This is a genomic window from Amycolatopsis sp. NPDC049252, from assembly GCF_043197175.1.
In the GTDB taxonomy this organism is placed as follows: Bacteria; Actinomycetota; Actinomycetes; order Mycobacteriales; family Pseudonocardiaceae; genus Amycolatopsis.
On sequence record NZ_JBICSQ010000087.1, the window covers coordinates 15,816 to 32,758 of the forward strand.

General features: G+C 71.4%; 16 protein-coding genes. 7 read left to right on the plus strand and 9 right to left on the minus strand.

The window, feature by feature from the left end; all coding sequences use genetic code 11:
* The first annotated feature begins 102 nt into the window (after nucleotides 1–102).
* On the plus strand, nucleotides 103–3,738 hold the full coding sequence (locus ACGFMK_RS42115; protein ID WP_392775357.1) for a BTAD domain-containing putative transcriptional regulator: 3,636 nt from the start codon (nucleotides 103–105) through the stop codon (nucleotides 3,736–3,738).
* Between the two features lie 158 nt (nucleotides 3,739–3,896).
* Here the strand turns inward: ACGFMK_RS42115 and ACGFMK_RS42120 are convergent, their stop codons facing one another.
* Genes ACGFMK_RS42120 through ACGFMK_RS42140 form a run of 5 tightly spaced genes read right to left on the minus strand, consistent with a single transcriptional unit; the run spans nucleotide 3,897 to nucleotide 8,847 of the window.
* Entirely contained in the window at nucleotides 3,897–5,267 is a 1,371-nt protein-coding gene (locus tag ACGFMK_RS42120) for a GH1 family beta-glucosidase (protein WP_392775360.1), read from the minus strand.
* On the minus strand, nucleotides 5,264–6,088 hold the full coding sequence (locus ACGFMK_RS42125; protein ID WP_392775363.1) for a carbohydrate ABC transporter permease: 825 nt from the start codon (nucleotides 6,086–6,088) through the stop codon (nucleotides 5,264–5,266). The genes ACGFMK_RS42120 and ACGFMK_RS42125 overlap by 4 nt, the downstream gene beginning before the upstream one ends.
* The gene (locus ACGFMK_RS42130) at nucleotides 6,085–6,990 is read right to left on the minus strand and encodes a carbohydrate ABC transporter permease (RefSeq protein WP_392775366.1); all 906 of its coding nucleotides are present in this window, start codon (nucleotides 6,988–6,990) and stop codon (nucleotides 6,085–6,087) included. The genes ACGFMK_RS42125 and ACGFMK_RS42130 overlap by 4 nt, the downstream gene beginning before the upstream one ends.
* A gap of 6 nt (nucleotides 6,991–6,996) precedes the next feature.
* A complete protein-coding gene (locus ACGFMK_RS42135; RefSeq protein WP_392775369.1) occupies nucleotides 6,997–8,253 on the minus strand; it encodes an extracellular solute-binding protein in 1,257 nt (418 codons plus the stop codon).
* 15 nt (nucleotides 8,254–8,268) lie between these two features.
* Nucleotides 8,269–8,847 (minus strand): response regulator transcription factor, encoded by a 579-nt coding sequence (locus ACGFMK_RS42140; protein WP_392775372.1) that lies wholly within the window; start codon nucleotides 8,845–8,847, stop codon nucleotides 8,269–8,271.
* Nucleotides 8,848–9,026: 179 nt separating this feature from the next.
* Between ACGFMK_RS42140 and ACGFMK_RS42145 the strand changes: the two genes are divergently transcribed.
* The 3 genes from ACGFMK_RS42145 to ACGFMK_RS42155 are packed head-to-tail and all read left to right on the plus strand — an operon-like array spanning nucleotide 9,027 to nucleotide 11,530.
* Nucleotides 9,027–10,205 (plus strand): glycoside hydrolase family 3 N-terminal domain-containing protein, encoded by a 1,179-nt coding sequence (locus ACGFMK_RS42145; protein WP_392775375.1) that lies wholly within the window; start codon nucleotides 9,027–9,029, stop codon nucleotides 10,203–10,205.
* Between the two features lie 48 nt (nucleotides 10,206–10,253).
* On the plus strand, nucleotides 10,254–11,123 hold the full coding sequence (locus tag ACGFMK_RS42150; protein ID WP_392775378.1) for an oxidoreductase: 870 nt from the start codon (nucleotides 10,254–10,256) through the stop codon (nucleotides 11,121–11,123).
* Entirely contained in the window at nucleotides 11,123–11,530 is a 408-nt protein-coding gene (locus ACGFMK_RS42155) for a hypothetical protein (protein ID WP_323323552.1), read from the plus strand. The genes ACGFMK_RS42150 and ACGFMK_RS42155 overlap by 1 nt, the downstream gene beginning before the upstream one ends.
* 187 nt (nucleotides 11,531–11,717) lie before the next feature.
* Here the strand turns inward: ACGFMK_RS42155 and ACGFMK_RS42160 are convergent, their stop codons facing one another.
* On the minus strand, nucleotides 11,718–12,350 hold the full coding sequence (locus tag ACGFMK_RS42160) for a methyltransferase domain-containing protein (protein WP_392775382.1): 633 nt from the start codon (nucleotides 12,348–12,350) through the stop codon (nucleotides 11,718–11,720).
* A 45-nt stretch (nucleotides 12,351–12,395) separates the two neighbouring features.
* Nucleotides 12,396–12,566 (minus strand): zf-HC2 domain-containing protein, encoded by a 171-nt coding sequence (locus tag ACGFMK_RS42165; RefSeq protein ID WP_323323560.1) that lies wholly within the window; start codon nucleotides 12,564–12,566, stop codon nucleotides 12,396–12,398.
* A gap of 315 nt (nucleotides 12,567–12,881) precedes the next feature.
* On the opposite strand from ACGFMK_RS42165, the gene ACGFMK_RS42170 reads away from it, so the two are divergent.
* Nucleotides 12,882–13,133: a hypothetical protein gene (locus tag ACGFMK_RS42170; RefSeq protein WP_392775385.1), complete on the plus strand. Its 252-nt coding sequence runs from the start codon at nucleotides 12,882–12,884 to the stop codon at nucleotides 13,131–13,133.
* A gap of 45 nt (nucleotides 13,134–13,178) precedes the next feature.
* Here ACGFMK_RS42170 and ACGFMK_RS42175 read toward each other — a convergent pair whose 3' ends face one another.
* Nucleotides 13,179–13,757 carry a dihydrofolate reductase family protein gene (locus ACGFMK_RS42175; protein WP_392775388.1) on the minus strand — a complete coding sequence of 193 codons (579 nt, stop codon included), beginning with the start codon at nucleotides 13,755–13,757 and terminating at the stop codon, nucleotides 13,179–13,181.
* Nucleotides 13,758–13,890: 133 nt separating this feature from the next.
* Here ACGFMK_RS42175 and ACGFMK_RS42180 point away from each other — a divergent pair, with 133 nt between their 5' ends.
* On the plus strand, nucleotides 13,891–14,868 hold the full coding sequence (locus ACGFMK_RS42180; protein WP_392775391.1) for a sigma-70 family RNA polymerase sigma factor: 978 nt from the start codon (nucleotides 13,891–13,893) through the stop codon (nucleotides 14,866–14,868).
* 9 nt (nucleotides 14,869–14,877) lie between these two features.
* Here the strand turns inward: ACGFMK_RS42180 and ACGFMK_RS42185 are convergent, their stop codons facing one another.
* Entirely contained in the window at nucleotides 14,878–15,582 is a 705-nt protein-coding gene (locus ACGFMK_RS42185; RefSeq protein ID WP_392775394.1) for a PP2C family protein-serine/threonine phosphatase, read from the minus strand.
* Nucleotides 15,583–15,822: 240 nt separating this feature from the next.
* Between ACGFMK_RS42185 and ACGFMK_RS42190 the strand changes: the two genes are divergently transcribed.
* Nucleotides 15,823–16,845, plus strand: coding sequence for a chitinase (locus tag ACGFMK_RS42190; protein ID WP_392775396.1), 1,023 nt, complete (start codon nucleotides 15,823–15,825; stop codon nucleotides 16,843–16,845).
* Nucleotides 16,846–16,943 lie beyond the last annotated feature (98 nt).

The following is a 16,943-nucleotide window of genomic DNA, read 5'->3' on the forward strand; positions in this document are numbered from 1 at the left end:
CGGGCTTGCCGGATCAGTAAGCTCCCCTCCGAGAGTGAACCCGATCGGGTGTAGCCACATCAGTAAGCTCGGCGGAGAAGTCGGTACCGAGAACGGAACGACATGCCAGGGGATGCGGACACCGGTCTGCGGGTGGGCGTGCTCGGCCCGCTGCGGGCCTGGCGCGGGGAGGCCGAAATCGGCCTCGGCCCCGCTCGTCAGCGCGCGATCTTCGCGGTGCTCGCGGTCAACGCCGGCCGTCCCGTCCCGCGCGCCGAGCTGATCGCCGGCGTCTGGGGCGACTCCGCGCCCGCGAGCGTCGAAGGCAGCGTCCACACCTACGTCTCGGGCCTGCGGCGGGCGCTGGAACCGGACCGGTCGCGCTGGTCGGCGTCGAGCCTGCTCGTGTCGGAAACCGCCGGGTACTCCCTGCTGCTCGACGAAGACGCACTGGACTCGGCCCTCTTCGAACGGCACCGCGAACTCGCCCAGCGGCACCTCGACCGGGGTGACCCGCGCGCCGCCGTCACCGAGCTGGACGCCGCACTGGCGCTCTGGCAGGGCGAAGCGCTTTCCGGCGTCCCGGGCGGCTTCGCCGAGCGGCACCGCGAATACCTCGCCGAGCTGCGGCTGGGCACGCTGGAGCGGCGGGCCGAGGCGCTGCTCGCCCTCGGCGGCCACCTCGACCTGGCGCCCGAACTCGCCGTGCTCGCCGGGGAGCACCCGCTGCGGGAATCGCTGCGCGAGTCGCTCATGCTCGCCCTCTACCGCAGCGGCCGGCACGCCGAAGCCCTCGACGTCTTCCGCGACGCCCGCACGACGCTGATCGGCGAGCTGGGCGTCGAGCCCGGACCGGCGTTGCAGCGGCTCCAGCAGCAGATCCTCGCCCAGGACCCGGCCCTCGACGCGCCCGCGGCGGTCGCGCCGGTCCCGGTGGCGCAGCACCGGCTTTTCGGTCGGGAGACGGAAACCTCGCGGCTCGCGGAGCTCGTCACCGACGTCCGGGCCGGGCGCGGCCGGGCCGTGTGGATCGAGGGTGAGGCCGGGATCGGCAAGTCCGAGCTGCTCACCAGCGCCCTGGCCGCCGGCCCCGGGTTCCAGCTGCTCTGGGCGGCCGCCGACGAGCTGAGCACCCGGTTCCCGCTGCAGGTGATGCTGGAGTGCCTGGCGATCGACGCGCATTCGGCCGACCCGCGGCGCGCGCGGGTGGCGAAGGAGCTCGCGGGCGAGGGTCCGGTCCGCCGCAGCTGGGGGCCGGCCGACCCGGTGCTCGGCGCCGTCGACCGCCTGCTGGCCCTGGTCGACGAGCTGTGCGCGCAGACCCCGCAGGTGCTGGTGGTCGACGACCTGCAGTGGGCCGACGAGGCGTCCGTGCTGGTGTGGCACCGGCTCTGCGCGGCGACGCGGCAGCTGCCCCTGCTGCTGGTGGCCGCGACCCGGCCCGCGCCGGACCGCGCCGAGCTGGCGCAGCTGCGTCGCGGTGTCCAGGCGCGCGACGGGGTCGTGCTCGACCTCACGCCGTTGAGCGGCGACGACGTCGGACGGCTCATCGAGGACCAGATCGGCGCGCCACCCGGGCCCGGCCTGCGCGAGCTGGCCGCCCGTGGTGCCGGGAACCCGTTGTACGTCAAGGAGATGGTCGACGTCCTGCTGCGCGCCGGTGCGGTCGAGGTGACCGGCGGCGAGGCCGACGTCGACGATCCCGAGGAGTTCGAGACGCCGCAGTCGCTGGTCGCCGCGGTCGACCGGCGGCTCGACTTCCTGCCCGCGCGGACGCAGGAGGTGCTGCGCTGGGGCGCGTTGCTGGGCATGGAGTTCGCCGTCGGCGACATCGCCGCGGTGCTCGGTTCCCGGCCGTCGGACCTGCTGGAGCCGCTCGAAGAAGCCGTCGCGGCGAACGTCCTCATCGACACCGGCACGCAGCTCGCGTTCCGGCATCCCCTGCTGCGCCAGGCGTTGTACAACCGGCTGCTGCCCGGGACGCGGGCCGCGCTGCACCGGCAGGCGGCCGAGGCGCTGGCCCGGATCGGCGCCCCGGTGAAGCGCGTCGCCGAGCAGCTCGTGGCCGCACCGGCCACAGTGGACGCATGGGTGCTCGACTGGCTGGCCGGGCACCACGCGGCCGTCTCGAACCGGGCGCCGCTGATCGCCGTCGAGCTGCTCGAACGCGCGCTGGCCGACGGCGCGAGCGACGACCCGCGCCGGGAGGTCCTGCTCGTCGCGCTGGTCAAGGTCCTGTTCCGGCTGGAGCGCAATCCGGAATCCCTGGCTCAGCAAGCACTAGAGGTCGCCACCGAGCCGGACGCCGTCGAGGAGATGCGGCACGTGCTCGCGGCGCTGCGGCACCGTCGCGGGGACACCGAGGGCGCCGTCGCGACGCTCGGCGCGTCCGCCGACGACCCGGCCGTGCCGGAGCTCTGGCGCGTCCGGCACCGGCAGCTGCTGGCGAACTTCCGCCGCGGCGACCTGTCCGATTTGGACACCGCGGAGAAGGCCGCGCGCGAGACGAAGGAGCAGTCCGGCGGCGACCGCTACCTGACCGCGCACGCGCTGCAGTCGTTGTGGCTGGTCGACTCGGTGCGCCGCGAGCACGACAGCGCGCTCGAGCACATCGACGCGGCGATCGACGCCGTCGGCGACGAGCACGAGCTGGCCGACCTGCACCTGGACCTGCTCGACAACCGCGTCTTCACGCTGCAGAACCTCGACCGGCTCGCCGAGGCGGGCGAAGCGCTGCGCGCGGCGGGCGAGGTCGCGGCCCGGCACGCGATGCCGGTGGGGCTGCAGGTGTCCGTCGCGGTGCACCGGTACTGGGAGGGGCGCTGGGACGAGGCCCTGGTCGAGCTGGACACCGTCACCGAGGACGGCCCGGCGATCACGTTCTACGGCCTGCGCGAACCCGGCCCGGCGGCGCTGCTGCTGCACGGCGTCGCGGCCCTGATCGCCGGCCGCCGCGACGACCGCGCGCAGGCCGCGGCCCACCTCGACGCGGCGGAGGAGTACGCCCCGGCCACCGGCGCCGAGCGCGAGAGCTTCGACTTCCTGCTGGTCGCCGACGCCCTCGCGGCCGAGCAGCGCGGCGACCGGGTGCGGGCGCTGCAGGTCCTCGAGCCGATCCTGAACCCGACGTACGCGCAGATGATGCTGCGGCACCAGTGGCTCCCGGCGTTCGTCCGGCTGGCGATGGAGCAGGACGACCGCGACCGCGCGTTGCGAGCGTTGGACGTCTGCGAGGAGGAGGCGGCGAAGGAACGCCGCCCGGCGCGGGCGCACGCGGCGGTGTCGTGGTGCCGCGGCCTGATCGAGGAGGACCCGCGGCCGGTGCTGGACACGGCCGAGCACTTCCGCGCGGTCGGCCGCCGCCCGGAACTGGCGTCGGCCCTGGAGGACGGAGCGGTGCTGCTGGCCCGCGCGGGCCGTCTCGACGCGGCGCAAGCGGCGTTCGAGGAGGCGGCCGAGCTGTACACGGCGCTGTCGGCCCGCTGGGACCTGCGCCGCGCGGAGACGCGCCTGCGCCGGCTGGGCGTCCGCCGCGGCGCGCTGTTCTCCCCGATCCGCCCGGGCCACGGCTGGGAGTCCCTCACGCCGATCGAGGTCCGCATCGCGAGCCTGGTCGCGGAAGGCCGCTCGAACCCGGACATCGCGGCGGAGCTGTCCCTGCCCCGCCGCACGGTGCAGGCCCACGTGGCGAGGTTGCTGGGCAAGCTGGAAACCCCGTCCCGCTCGGGCGTCGCCGACGCCTTCCGCCAGCGCACCTGACCCGTGTCGTCCACCCAGGTACGCGTGTCGTCCGTCTGAGTACGCGTGTCGTCCCTCCACGTACGCGAACCGACCGATCCGATACGGCGACCTCGTCCATGAACGGACGACACGCGTACACCGATGGACGACACGCGTACTCAGGTGGACGACACGACTTAGGTCGGGAGGGCGTTGGACTTCGCGATCCGGCCCAGGAAGTGGCCGGAGTCCTTGACCGTGCGGATCTGGGTGTCGAAGTCGACGTGGACCAGGCCGAACCGTTGCGAATAACCCATCGCCCACTCGAAGTTGTCCAGCAGGGACCACGCGAAGTAGCCGCGGACGTCCGCGCCCGCGCGGATCGCGTCGTGGACCGCTCGGACGTGGGCGTCCAGGTAGGCGATCCGGTCGGTGTCGTGGACCCGGCCGTCGACCACCTCGTCCACAAAGGACGCGCCGTTCTCGGCCACCACCAGCGGGAGGCCGCCGGATCGGGTGGAGATCCAGCTCAGCAGGGAAGTCAGGGACGCCGGTGTCTGCTCCCAGCCGAACGCCGTCAGCGGCGGAACGGCCGGGAGCACGTCCAGGCCTCGCAGGCCCGGTAGCGGGCAGTTGCTCGGGCCGAGTGGGTCCGGGAGCGGGGTCACCCGAGCCGGGGCGTAGTAGTTCACGCCCAGCCAGTCGATCGCCGCCGCGATCGTGTCCGTGTCGCCGTCCTGGACCGACGCGGCGAAACGGCCGCCGTGGTGGGCGACGTCCGCCATGACATCGGCGGGGTAGCCCTTGCCCAGCACCGGGTCCAGGAAGAACCGGTTGTGGATGCCGTCGAACTTCCGGGCCGCCTCGAGGTGGGCCGGCGACGAGCCGTCCGCGATGGCCGGGGCGAAGTTCAGCGCCAGCGAGAACTCGTGGCCCGGCTGCGCCTGCTCCGTCAGGGCGCGCGTCGCGAGGCCGTGGCCGAGCAGCAGGTGGTGCGCCGCGACCAGCGCCGTGTCGTGGTCCTGGACGCCCGGGGCGTGCACCCCGCTGCCGTAGCCCAGGAAGGCCGCGCAGAACGGCTCGTTGATCGTCGTCCACTGGTTGACGCGGTCGCCCAGCGCGTCGTGGACCACCGCCGCGTACTCGGCGAACCGGAACGCCGTGTCCCGCGACGGCCAGCCGCCCGCGTCCTCCAGCGCCTGCGGCAGGTCCCAGTGGTACAGCGTCAGCACCGGGACGACGTCGCGGCTCAGCAGCTCGTCCACCAGGCGGTCGTAGAATGCCAGTCCGGCCGGCGACGGAGTCCGCCCGTCCGGCATCACCCGCGGCCACGCCACCGAGAACCGGTAGGCGCCGAGGCCCAGGCCGGCCAGCAGGCCGACGTCCTCGGGGTAGCGGTGGTAGTGGTCGCAGGCGATCTCGCCGGACGCGCCCCCGAGAACCTTGCCCTCGGTCGCCGCGAAAGTGTCCCAGATGGACGGTCCTCGGCCGCCTTCGGTGACGCCGCCCTCGACCTGGTACGACGCGGTCGCCGCGCCCCACAGGAAACCCGCCGGAAACTCGGTCATACTGGCGCCCCTTTCAGGATCCCCCGGACGATGTAGCGGCCGAGCAGCAGGAACAACACGATGACGGGCAGCACGCCCACGGTCGCCCCGGTCAGCATCAGCGCGTAGTCGGTGTAGTAGCCGCTGGCCAGCTGCGACAACGCGACCTGCACCGTCGGCGTCTCGTTCGGGTCGAGTACCACCAGCGGCCAGAAGTAGTCGTTCCACGTCGCCATGAACGTCAGCATCGCGAGCACCGCGGCCTGCGGGCGCAACGCCGGCACCGCCACGTGCCAGTACGTGCGCAGGATCGAGCAGCCGTCGACGGTCGCGGCGTCGACGAGGTCGGCGCTGATCGCGTTCTCGCAGGCCTGCCGCATCCAGAACACGCTGAACGCGCTGACCAGCGCGGGCACGATCACCGCTTCCAGCCGGCCGTACCAGCCGAGGTCGCCGATGACGAGGTAAAGCGGGATCACGCCGAGCTGCGCCGGCACCATCGCCGACCCGACGACGAGCAGGAACAGCGTGTTGCGCCCGCGGAACCGCAGCCGCGCGAAGGCGAACCCGGCCAGGCTGGCCAAGACCACATTGGACACCATCACCGTGCCCGAGACGATCAGCGAGTTGCCGATCGCGAGCCAGAAGTCGACGGTGTCGAACACGCGCCGCACGTTCTCGAAGAGGTGCCCGCCCGGCAGCAGCAACGGCGACGTCTCCCCGATCGCCGAGTTGTCCCTTGTGGACACCACGAACGACCAGTACAGCGGGAAGATCGACGCGCCGAGCACCCCGACCAGCACCGCGTACACCCAGGCGCCCGGGCGCTGCCGGGCCCTCACGCCGCCCTCACGAACCGGCGCACCAGCCGGTAGTTGACCAGCGCGAACAGCGCGCAGATGACGAACAGCACCCAGGTCAGCGCGGCCGCGTAACCGGCGTCGAAATGGGTGAAACCCTTCTCGTACAAGTACATCGTCAACGTCTGGAACTGGCGGTCGTTGCCGCCGGTCCCGCCGGACCCGCCGGCGTCGAACAGCTGCGGCTCGGCGAACAGCTGCAGGCCGTTGACCGTGCCGGCGATGGCCGTGAAGGCGAGCGCCGGGCGGATGCCCGGGACGGTGATCGACCAGAACGTCCGCCACCGCGACGCGCCGTCGAGCGCCGCGGCCTCGTACAGGTCGGCGGGCACGGCCTGCATCGCGGACAGGTAGATCAGCGCGTTGTAGCCGGTCCAGCGCCAGAGCACCATCGACGCCACCGCGACGTGCGACGACCAGGTCGTCGCCTGCCAGTTCACCGGGGCGACGCCGAACCAGCCGAGCACCTCGTTGACCACCCCGTAGTCGCGGCTGAACAGCTGCCCGAACACGAGCCCGATCGCGACGACGGAAACGACGTTGGGCAGCAGGATCCCGGTGCGCCACCAGGTCGCGCCCCGCAGCGGCCGGTCGAGCAGCGCGGCGATCCCCAGCGCCAGCAGGAACTCGGGGACGGCGGCGAGCAGGAAGATACCGACGGTGTTGGCCAGCGCGTTGTAGAACCGCGGGTCGGTCAGCAGCTCGCCGTAGTTGGCGAGCCCGAGGTAACCCTGGTCGCCGTCGAGCAGGTTCCAGTCTTGCAGCGACACCCAGATCGTGTAGAGCAGCGGGAACGCGCCGAACACGATGAACAACCCGAAGAAGGGCGCGATGAGCAGCAACGGCGTGACCTTGCGGTCGAAACGGGCGAGCCGGTGCGGCACTCGGAGCTACTTCAGCGCGGCTTGAGCCTGCTGGACGGCGTCCGCCCAGGCCTGGTCGACGTTTTCGGTCCGGTCCTCGATCCGCCCGAGCGCGCGGCCGAACTCGGGCCGGACGTCGGCGTCGTGCAGGCCCCGGTAGTTGGGCCGCAGGGAGTCGGCCGACGCGGCGAAGATCTTCCCGATCGGCGCGTCCCCGAAGTACGGGTCGGTGTGCGCGACGACCTGCGGATCCTTGTAGACGGCGGGTTCGCTGGGCAGGATGCCGTCGGAGAGGAACAGCTTCTTCTGCTGCTCCGGCGCCGTCAGCCAGCGCGCCAGGTCGTACGCCTGCTGCGGGTGCGCACTCTGCTTCGGCACGGTCAGGAACGAGCCGCCCTGGTTGCCGCTGGCGCCGGGCACGGTCGTGACGTCCCACTTGCCGCTGTTGCCGTCGCCGCCGGCCTGCTTGATCTGGCTGAGCATCCACGCGGGACACGCGATCGTGGCGAACGAACCCTGCTTGATGGCCACGTTCCAGGCCTGTGTGAAGGTGGTCGCGGCCGCCGTCTGGCCCTTCTCGGCGATCCCGCCGGAGAGGAAGAAGGCGTTGCGCACCGTCGGGTTCGTGCCGCCGATGAAGGAGTCGTCCTTCGCCGCGAAGTAGTTCTCGGGCGACTGGTTCAGCATCGCCGTGTAGACGGTCCCCGCGGAGTCCGCGAACTTGACGTTCGGTGTCTTGTCGGTGAACCGCTGGGCCGTGGTGGCGTAGGCGTTCCAGTCGGGGATCAGCTTCGCGACGGCGTCACGGTCCGTCGGCAGCCCGGCCGCCTGGAACAGGTCGCGCCGGTAGCAGAGGGCGAGACTGCCCATGTCGGTGCCGAGGCCCAGGACGAAGTCGCCGTCGGTGCCCTGAGCCCACTTCCAGGGCGCCCACTGGTTTTCGAGGTCCCGCGCGCCGAAGGAGGCGAGGTCGACGAACTTGTCCTTGGCCTTCAGGTACTGCGGGATGTACTGCTCTTCGATCGCGACGACGTCGGCGGCACCGTGGCCGGTCGCGAGCTGGGTCGCCAGACCTTTGTGGTGGGTGTCGAAGTCGGTGACGCGGTTCTGCACCTCGACGTCCGGGTGCAGCTTCTGGTACTCGGCGATCAGGGGCTCGTAGCCGAACTCGCCGAAGGTCGCGATGGTGAGCTTGGTCTTGCCCCCGGCGTCGCTCGGGCTGCAGGCGGCGAGCAGGGCCAGCGCGGCAGCCGCCGCGGCGGCCCGGCGGATGATCGTTCCCACGTGGGTGAGCTTCCCTCAGATCACACCCGCGCGCACGGCGTACGCGACCGCGTGCGGCCGGTTGCGCAGGTTGAGCCGGTTGGTCATGGCGTAGATGACGTTCTTCACGGTCCGCTCGGAGTAGCAGAGCTTGCCCGCGATCTCGGCAGTGTCCCAGCCTTCCGCCATCAAGCGAAGCACATCCACCTCGCGCGGCGTCAGCGACGCCCCGGTTCCGTCGTGCGCCAGGGCCTCGACCTGGTCGCGCAGCGACGTCGTCCGCCCCCGCGCGGCGGACAGCACGCTGTCGGTGAGCCGGTCGAGCGCGGTCCGCGGCAGCACGGCGGAGACGTGGCAGTCGGCCAGCAGGCCCAGGTGCGCCGGATCGACGTACCCGGCCACCAGCACGATCGCGGCGGGCGACTCGGCGGCGGCGGCCCGCAGCGCGGTGATGACGTCACGGTCGACCTGGTTCGCGGCGAACACCAGCACGGCGGCTTCACCGCGGCGGGCGCGTGGCAGGACCAGCAGCTCGGGACGGGACCGCAGGTGGTTGATCAGCCCGGTGAGGGCGATCGGGTCGGACGCCCACGCCGCCACGCGCACCTGGTCCATCGTGCCTCCTGGTAACCGTCATCGATTTTCCTGACGCCGCCCAGTCTGGTGAGACCGCCTTCACGAATTCTCTAACGTCTCTCGCGTCTTCTTCAGAGACCTCTTCACAGGTCCTCTTCACACTGTGAAGTCGGGCCGTCGACTACCGTCATGGGGCACTCCGACGACCGAAGGGACCGATGAACCGCCGACGTCTGGCCGCCGTGGTGGCCGTCCTGTGCATCGTGGTCGTGAGCCTGCTGGTCATCGGCCTGCAGCCGCGGATCGTGTCCGGTCTGGCGATCCCGCGGATGCCGTTGTCCTCGGCCCCTCCCAAGCCCGCGGCCACCTCCGCACCCGCGCCGACCTCGGGTCTCGCGCGTCCCGGTGACTGCGCGTCGCTGGTGAAGAGCCTCGACGTCCGACGGCAGGTCGCGCAGCTCGTCGTCGTCGGCGTGACCGGGGACAACCCGGCCTCGACGGTGTCACTGGTGCGCGACAACCAGGTCGGCGGGATCTTCATCGGGGGTAACGCAACAGCGTTGTTGAAAGATCACTCACTTGACGCGGTGCAGGGCGTCGCGAAGCTCCCGGTGGCCGTTTCGGTCGACGAAGAGGGCGGCCGCGTCCAGCGCATCGACGATCTCGACGGGGAGATGCCGTCCGCGCGGGAGCTGGCCAAGACCAGGACGCCGGACCAGGTCCGCGGCATCGCCGCCGACCGCGGCCGTCAGCTGAAGGCCCGCGGCGTCACCGTGGACTTCGCGCCCGACACCGACGTCACGGACGCGCCGGACGACGACGTGATCGGCGACCGGTCCTTCAGCCCCGACCCGGCCCGCGTGAAGACGTACGCCACGGCGTTCGCGGCGGGCCTGCGTGACGCCGGTGTCCAGCCGGTGCTGAAGCACTTCCCCGGCCACGGCCACGGATCGGGTGATTCCCACAAGGGCACCGTCGTCACGCCGCCGCTCGCTCAGCTGCGCGCGGTCGACCTCGCGCCGTACCGGAACATCGCCGACTACGGCCCGGTCGCGGTGATGGTCGGCCACCTCGACGTGCCGGACTTGACGAACGGCGTGCCGGCGTCACTTTCGCCGCCCGCGTACCAGTTGCTGCGCGGCGAATTCCGCTTCACCGGGCCGATCCTGACCGACGACCTCGGCGCGATGAAGGCGATCACGGCGCAGTATTCGCTGCCGGACGCGGTCCTGAAGGCCCTCGAAGCCGGCGCGGACCAGGCGTTGTGGTCGTCGGGCGGGCGCGTCAACGAGGTGCTGGACCGGCTGGAGAAGGCCGTCGCCTCCGGCGAGCTGCCGCAGACGCGTGTCCAGGAGTCGGTGACGCGGGTGCTGCGCGCCAAGGGTGCCTGCGGCTGAGCCGGATCCTCCCTAGACTCCTTCGCGGCACCTACGGCAAGGAGTGACATGTCCGATCTCGGCGGTACTTTCTCCTTCGGGGGAGAACTTCCCGTGACCCGCATGGGGTACGGCGCGATGCAGCTGGCCGGGCCCGGCGTGTGGGGACCGCCGAAGGACCACGGCACCGCGGTCGCCGTGCTGCGCGAGGCCGTCGAACGGGGTGTCACCCACATCGACACCAGCGACTACTACGGCCCGCACACGGTGAACGCCGTGATCAAGGAAGCCCTGCACCCGTACCCCGAAGACGTCCACCTGGTGACGAAGGTCGGAGCGCGCCGCAGCGACGACAAGGGCTGGCCGGCCGCGCTGTCGGCCGACGAGCTCACCCAGGCGGTGCACGACAACCTGCGGAACCTGGGCCTCGACGCTCTCGACGTCGTCAACCTGCGGCTGAGCGACGCGACGGGCGGTTACCCGGTGGCGATGTCGCTCGCCGAGCCGTTCGGGGTGCTCGCCGAGCTGCGGGAGAAGGGGCTGATCCGGCACCTCGGCGTCAGCCACGTGACCGCGGAGCAGCTCGCCGAGGCGCGGGCGATCGCGCCGGTCGTGTGCGTGCAGAACCAGTACAACCTGGCGCACCGGGAGAACGACGCGCTCGTCGACCAGTGCGCCGCCGAGGGCATCGCCTTCGTGCCGTACTTCCCGCTCGGCGGCTTCAGCCCGTTGCAGTCGGGGATCCTCGACGACTGCGCGGCCCGCCTCGGCGCGACGCCGATGCAGGTGGCGCTCGCGTGGCTGCTGCAGCGGTCGGCGTCGATGCTGCTCATCCCGGGCACGTCCTCGCTGGAGCACCTGCGGCAGAACCTCGCCGCGGCGGACCTGGAGCTGCCGGCGGACGTGCTGGCCGACCTCGACCGGATCGGAGTCATCTGATGGCGGACTGGGGCGATCTGGTCGCCTACATCAGGCAGGCGTACCGGGTGGTGCGCGACGAGCCCGACGAGATCCGCATCCGGCTGGTGTTCGGCGACGACCCGGACACCGAGCAGCGGGCCCAGATCGTGGTGATCGCCCGCGAGATCCTGGACCAGCGCGAGGACTGGGTCCAGATCGCGACGCCGTTCGCCCGGCACGACGAGGTCGACCTCCTCGAGGTGCTGACCGAGGTCGGCGAGTCGACCGTCGTCGGCGGGCTCGCGGTGATGGGCGACCACATCGTGCTGCGGCACTCGCTGCCCCTGGTCAACCTCGACATCAACGAGTTCATCGACCCGTTGGAGCTGGTCGCCGGGGCGGCCGAGCTGCTGGAGCAGCAGTTCACCGGGCGGGACGACTACTGAGCGATGGCGGGGCCACGGTGCCGGTGGTCGTGAGCGGCTGCGAGGGTGCTGGCGGAGCTGCATTTGCCGACCTGCGCCTCGTGCTGGTCGCGGCCGTGCGGGACAGCCGCAACCGAGCCGCGGACCCCGGGCCGGTGGGTGACCGATACTGGTCCGCCCCAACCCGAACGACCACCGGCACCGCACGTCAGGTGGGTTTCCGCGCCAGCACCCTCCCCTGCGGCACCCGCGCCGCCGGGTTGCGGAGCACCTTCGTCAGGATCTCGAAACCCGCGTCGCTCATCAGGTCGCAGACGCGGTCGACCGGGAGCCAGTAGATGTCCAGCGAAAAGCCCTCGTGCCCGTAACCGTCCGATCGGTGGTGACGTCGGTCGCCGACGTGGAAGCCCAGCTGCAGGTGGCCGCCCGGGCGTAGCACCCGGAACAGCTCCGCCGCGACCACCGGGAGGCTCGACGGCGGGGTGTGGATGATCGAATACCACGCCACCGCCCCGGCGAGACCGCCGTCCGGGAGGTCGAGCGCGAGCAGCGAGCCCTCGGAAAACCGCAGCTCGGGGTGGTTCCGGCGGGCGACCGCGAGCATCTCCGGCGTGAGGTCGATGCCGGACACGTCGAGGCCGAGCGAGGCCAGGTACGCCGTGACCAGGCCCGTGCCGCAGCCGAGGTCGGCGACCGGGCCGCCCCGGGCCAGGTCGGCGAACGCCGCCAGCAGCGCGCGGTCTTCGATGTCTTCACGAATCGGCGGCACGAAGTCGTTGTAACTCTCCGCAACGATCGCATACGTGGCCCGGGTCGGGTTCAGGAACAGGTCGTCGGTCACGCCCGGCAACCTAGCGGCGGGCACCGACGGTTTCCGCCGGCCGTCCTAAGTGGACTTTTCGAGGTTGTCCAGCATCATGCGGACGGCCTCGAACTCCCGGACCTCCTGGCGGCAGTCCGAGCACGCCGCCAGGTGCCGCTCCACGCGCGCCGTCTCGGCGTCGTCGAGCAGGCCCAGGCTGTAGGCCCCGAGGTCGGTCCGGTCGTACCGGCCCATCGATCGTGTCTCCGTTTCCGCGTCCCGCAAGGGAACACCCGCACCCACCAGACGTCTCCAGAGTCCTGGGACGTACGGCCAATCGGCGACGTTCCCCCGTTTTCCACCCGATCGGCCGACACCAGGGGTCGCAGTTCCGCCCATGTGAGTGACGGCCTTCGTCACGGATTTCGCCCGGCCGACCACGCAAAGCTTTTGTTGGGCCGACTTCACCGGTTCGGCGTCATGGCTTCCGCCCTCGGTCGTCGAACCCGCGTCAGGTCGGCATTTTCCGGCCTCGACCTGGGCACAAGGCGACCCGAAACGAGGAGAGCGATGACCGTACGGAGCCACCACCAGGCGGAGCACGTCGTCGACGAGGTCGGGGTGTGGCTGGCCGGGGAGTTCGGGGCCCGGCTCCCGGCCACGGAAATCGACCGCGTCATCCAGGTGACGCGCATCGACCTGGAGAACAGCATCGCGCCGGAGGAGCTCGGGGAGATGCTCCACCGGCTCGGCCGGGCCCGGCTGCAGCGGATCGTGCAGTTCACCCCGGCCACGAGGGTGCGGATCCCGCAGGCCCGGTGACCCCGCGCGTGCCGGACACGCCGCCGGGCGTGTCCGGCAACCGGCCTAAGCGTCGCGACGCGGCCGGTAGGTGAGGCGGACGATGCTTCCGCCGACGGTGCGCGTCTCGACCAGCCGCACCGCCTTCGGGGCACTGGTCCGGCCGAACAGGCGCTCGCCCTCCCCGAGCGCGAACGGGCAGACCATCAGCCGCAGCTCGTCGGCCAGGTCGTGCTCGATCAGCGCGTGCGCGACCTGGCCGCTGCCGTAGAGGACGACGTCGCCGGCCACCTCCTGCTTCAGCCGCGAGACCTCGTCCACCAGGTCACCCTTGAGGACCGTCGAGTTCCATTCGAGGTCCGCCGGTGTCGAGGACACGACGTACTTGGGCACGGCGCGCAGCCGGTCCGCCCAGTCGCCGCCGCGGGTCGCCCACCCCTTCGCGACGAACCACTCGTGGGTCCGCCGCCCCAGCAGCAGCGCGTCGGTGGCCAGCGCCTCCTCGAACTCGACCGCGGCCCACGCTGCGCGGTCCTCGCCGTCCAGCCGGTCGAACCAGCCGGCGAACCGGAAGCCCTCCGCGCCGACCGGGTCCTGGACGACCCCGTCGAGTGACACGCTCTCGCTGATGACGATCTTCCCCATGGCGGTTCTCCTTCTTCGTGTTGTCGGCCACCGGAGAGACGCCGCGAAAACGCGAGAGGGGGCGGCCGCCCCCTTCTGCCCCCGGGCGGCGTCCGTACAAGATGAACGGGCGACCAGGCGAAGGGTGGCGAGCGTGGAATCGGCGAGCACCGACCGGATGAGCAGGGCGCGGGCCGGTGACGGCGACGCGTTCCGGGCCCTGACCGAGCCGCACCACCGGGAGCTGCAGGTGCACTGCTACCGGATGCTCGGGTCGTTCCAGGACGCCGAAGACGCGCTCCAGGACACCCTGCTGGCCGCCTGGCGGGGGCTCGGCGGGTTCGACGGCCGCGCGTCGCTGCGCACCTGGCTCTACCGGATCGCCACCAACCGGTGCCTGAGCACGCTGCGCTCGGCGAGCAGGCGCCCGGCCAAGGAATGGGACATCCCCGGCGTCGAACCGCCGGAACCGACCCGGCTCGGCGAGGTCGTCTGGCTCGAGCCGTATCCCGACGTCCTCCTCGACCCGGAAGCTCGCTACGAGCAGGCGGAAGCCGTTTCGCTGGCCTTCGTGACCGCGCTGCAGGTCCTGCCGCCCCGCCAGCTCGCCGTCCTCGTCCTGCGCGACGTCCTCGGGTTCCCCGCGACCGAGGTCGCCGACGTGCTGGACACGACCGTGGACTCGGTCAAGAGCGCGCTCAAGCGAGCGCGCGCCGGCCTGCGGCGCCACCGGCCGGCCCTCGACGACCCGCCGCCCGCCGCGGGTTCCCCCGCCGAGAACGCGATCCTGGCGGACTTCGTCCACGCCTGGGAGGCCGCCGACGTCGGCGCGCTGGTGTCCCTGCTGACCGACGACGTGTTCATGTCCATGCCGCCGCTGCCGTTCGAGTACCAGGGCCGGGACGTCGTGGCCCGGTTCTGCGCCGACCTCTTCGGTGCGGGACGGCGGTTCCGGCTCGTGCCGACGCGCGCCAACGGCCAGCCCGCGTTCGGGTCCTACCTGGTCGGCCCCACCGGCGTCCGCCACGGGACCGGCCTGTACGTCCTCACGCTCGCGGGCGACCGGATCAGCGCCATGACCCGCTTCGAGAACACCGTGCTGCCGTCGTTCGGCTTACCGCGATCGCTGTGACAGGGGAAGCTAGGACGCCTGGACGACGACGGCCGTCGCGTTGTCCTGGCCACCCGCCGCCTCGGCGACGGCCAGCAGCTGCCGGACCTGCTCCTCCGGCGCCGAGGGCCGCCCGAGGATCTCGCGGATCCGCTCGTAGGGCACCTGCTCGGCGACGCCGTCGCTGCACAGCAGCAGGACGTCGCCCGGGCGGAGCGCGAGGCTGAGCACGTCCGGCTCCGGGTGCGCGGGGTGCCCGACGTAACGGGTCAACTGGTACCGCGCGGCCGACGCCTGGGGCGAGTCGAACGCGTACCAGCCGTTGACCGCGCCGAGCCAGGCCATCGTGTGGTCGGTCGTCAGCAGCTCGAGCAGGCCGTCGCGCAGCCGGTACGCGCGCGAGTCGCCGATCTGGACGAGCCAGTGCCCGCCGCCGGATTCGACGAGCGCGGTGAGCGTGCACCCGGCCAGCCCGCCGATCCGCCTGCCGGATTCGTTCACCTCGCGTTGGGCCGCGGCGACCGCCTCCCGCAACGAGTCCGCGGAATCGCCCGCCCGCGCGACGAAGACGTCGACCGCGGTCCGTCCGGCCATCCGGCTGCCTGCACCGTCACCCATGCCGTCGGCGACCACGGCGAGCAACGGATCTTCGGTCAGGTGCACGACATCGAAGTTGGCGGCGTAGCGCCGCCCCGTTTCGCTGCCCGCGGCGGCGCGCGTGACAAGTCCGGTCATGAGCGCATCATGCCAGGGCCGAACGCGCAGACCCGTTGCCCGCGTTGTCAGGGTTTCTTGACTGGACTAGACCAATCTGCTCTAGTGACTGGTGTCACGTTCTTCCGGCCGGATGAGCACCCCCTCTTCGACAACCGGACGCCCCCCACGTCCGGGACCTGTCGTGGCCGAAGGAGTGAGCGAGCCTTGAGAAGACGTCTTGTCGCGGTGATTTCGGCCTTTGCGGCCGCAGCCGCGCTCGTGCTCGGTGTGCCCGCGTTGTCCACCGCCGCCCCGCAGGCCGCCGCCGCGGCGTGCAGCGGGCCCAACTGGGTCGCGGGCCAGTGGTACGACGTCGGCGCGGTCGTCAAGTACACCAACGGCAGTTACTACCGCGCCAAGAACGCGAATCCGGGCTACGACCCGATCATCAGCACCTGGTACTGGGAGCCCTACAGCTGCGACGGCGGCGGTGGCGGGACGACCTGCAACGCGCCCAACTGGGTCGCCGGCCAGTGGTACGACGTCGGTGCGGTCGTCAAGTACACCAACGGCGGCTACTACCGCGCCAAGAACGCGAACCCGGGCTACGACCCGATCATCAGCACCTGGTACTGGGAGCCCTACAGCTGCGACGGCGGCGGCACGAACCCCGGCAACCCCGGCTCGTTCGTCGTCAGCGAGGCCCAGTTCAACCAGATCTTCCCCAGCCGCAACGGCTTCTACAGCTACAGCGGCCTGACCGCGGCGCTGTCCGCCTACCCCGGCTTCGCGAACACCGGCAGTGACACGGTGAAGAAGCAGGAAGCGGCCGCGTTCCTCGCGAACGTCAACCACGAAACCGGCGGCCTCGTCTACATCGTCGAACAGAACACGGCCAACTACCCGCACTACTGCGACTGGAGCCAGTCCTACGGCTGCCCGGCAGGCCAGTCGGCGTACTACGGCCGCGGCCCGATCCAGCTCAGCTGGAACTTCAACTACAAGGCCGCCGGTGACGCGCTCGGCATCGACCTGCTCGGCAACCCCTGGCAGGTCGAGCAGAACTCGGCCGTCGCGTGGAAGACCGGCCTCTGGTACTGGAACACCCAGAGCGGCCCCGGCACGATGACCCCGCACGACGCGATGGTCAACAGCCGCGGCTTCGGCGAGACGATCCGCAGCATCAACGGCTCGATCGAGTGCAACGGCGGCAACCCGGCGCAGGTGCAGAGCCGCGTCGACAAGTACCGCCAGATCACGTCCATCCTCGGTGTCGACCCCGGCGCCAACCTCTCCTGCTGACCCCGGTCGTGGGTGCGGAACAAAGTTATAAAAAAGGTAAGCACAAACCACCCACCCCCCGCGCCCCACGCCCCCCCCCCCCCCCCCCGGCCCTCGCG

What these genes read in the sequence shown, in the direction of transcription:
- ACGFMK_RS42115 (WP_392775357.1), top strand. Translation starts at nt 103, where the DNA reads ATGCCAGGGGATGCGGACACCGGTCTGCGGGTGGGCGTGCTCGGCCCG.
- ACGFMK_RS42120 (WP_392775360.1), bottom strand. Translation starts at nt 5,267, where the DNA reads ATGACCGAGTTTCCGGCGGGTTTCCTGTGGGGCGCGGCGACCGCGTCG.
- ACGFMK_RS42140 (WP_392775372.1), bottom strand. Translation starts at nt 8,847, where the DNA reads ATGGACCAGGTGCGCGTGGCGGCGTGGGCGTCCGACCCGATCGCCCTC.
- ACGFMK_RS42145 (WP_392775375.1), top strand. Translation starts at nt 9,027, where the DNA reads ATGAACCGCCGACGTCTGGCCGCCGTGGTGGCCGTCCTGTGCATCGTG.
- ACGFMK_RS42150 (WP_392775378.1), top strand. Translation starts at nt 10,254, where the DNA reads ATGTCCGATCTCGGCGGTACTTTCTCCTTCGGGGGAGAACTTCCCGTG.
- ACGFMK_RS42155 (WP_323323552.1), top strand. Translation starts at nt 11,123, where the DNA reads ATGGCGGACTGGGGCGATCTGGTCGCCTACATCAGGCAGGCGTACCGG.
- ACGFMK_RS42165 (WP_323323560.1), bottom strand. Translation starts at nt 12,566, where the DNA reads ATGGGCCGGTACGACCGGACCGACCTCGGGGCCTACAGCCTGGGCCTG.
- ACGFMK_RS42170 (WP_392775385.1), top strand. Translation starts at nt 12,882, where the DNA reads ATGACCGTACGGAGCCACCACCAGGCGGAGCACGTCGTCGACGAGGTC.
- ACGFMK_RS42175 (WP_392775388.1), bottom strand. Translation starts at nt 13,757, where the DNA reads ATGGGGAAGATCGTCATCAGCGAGAGCGTGTCACTCGACGGGGTCGTC.
- ACGFMK_RS42185 (WP_392775394.1), bottom strand. Translation starts at nt 15,582, where the DNA reads ATGACCGGACTTGTCACGCGCGCCGCCGCGGGCAGCGAAACGGGGCGG.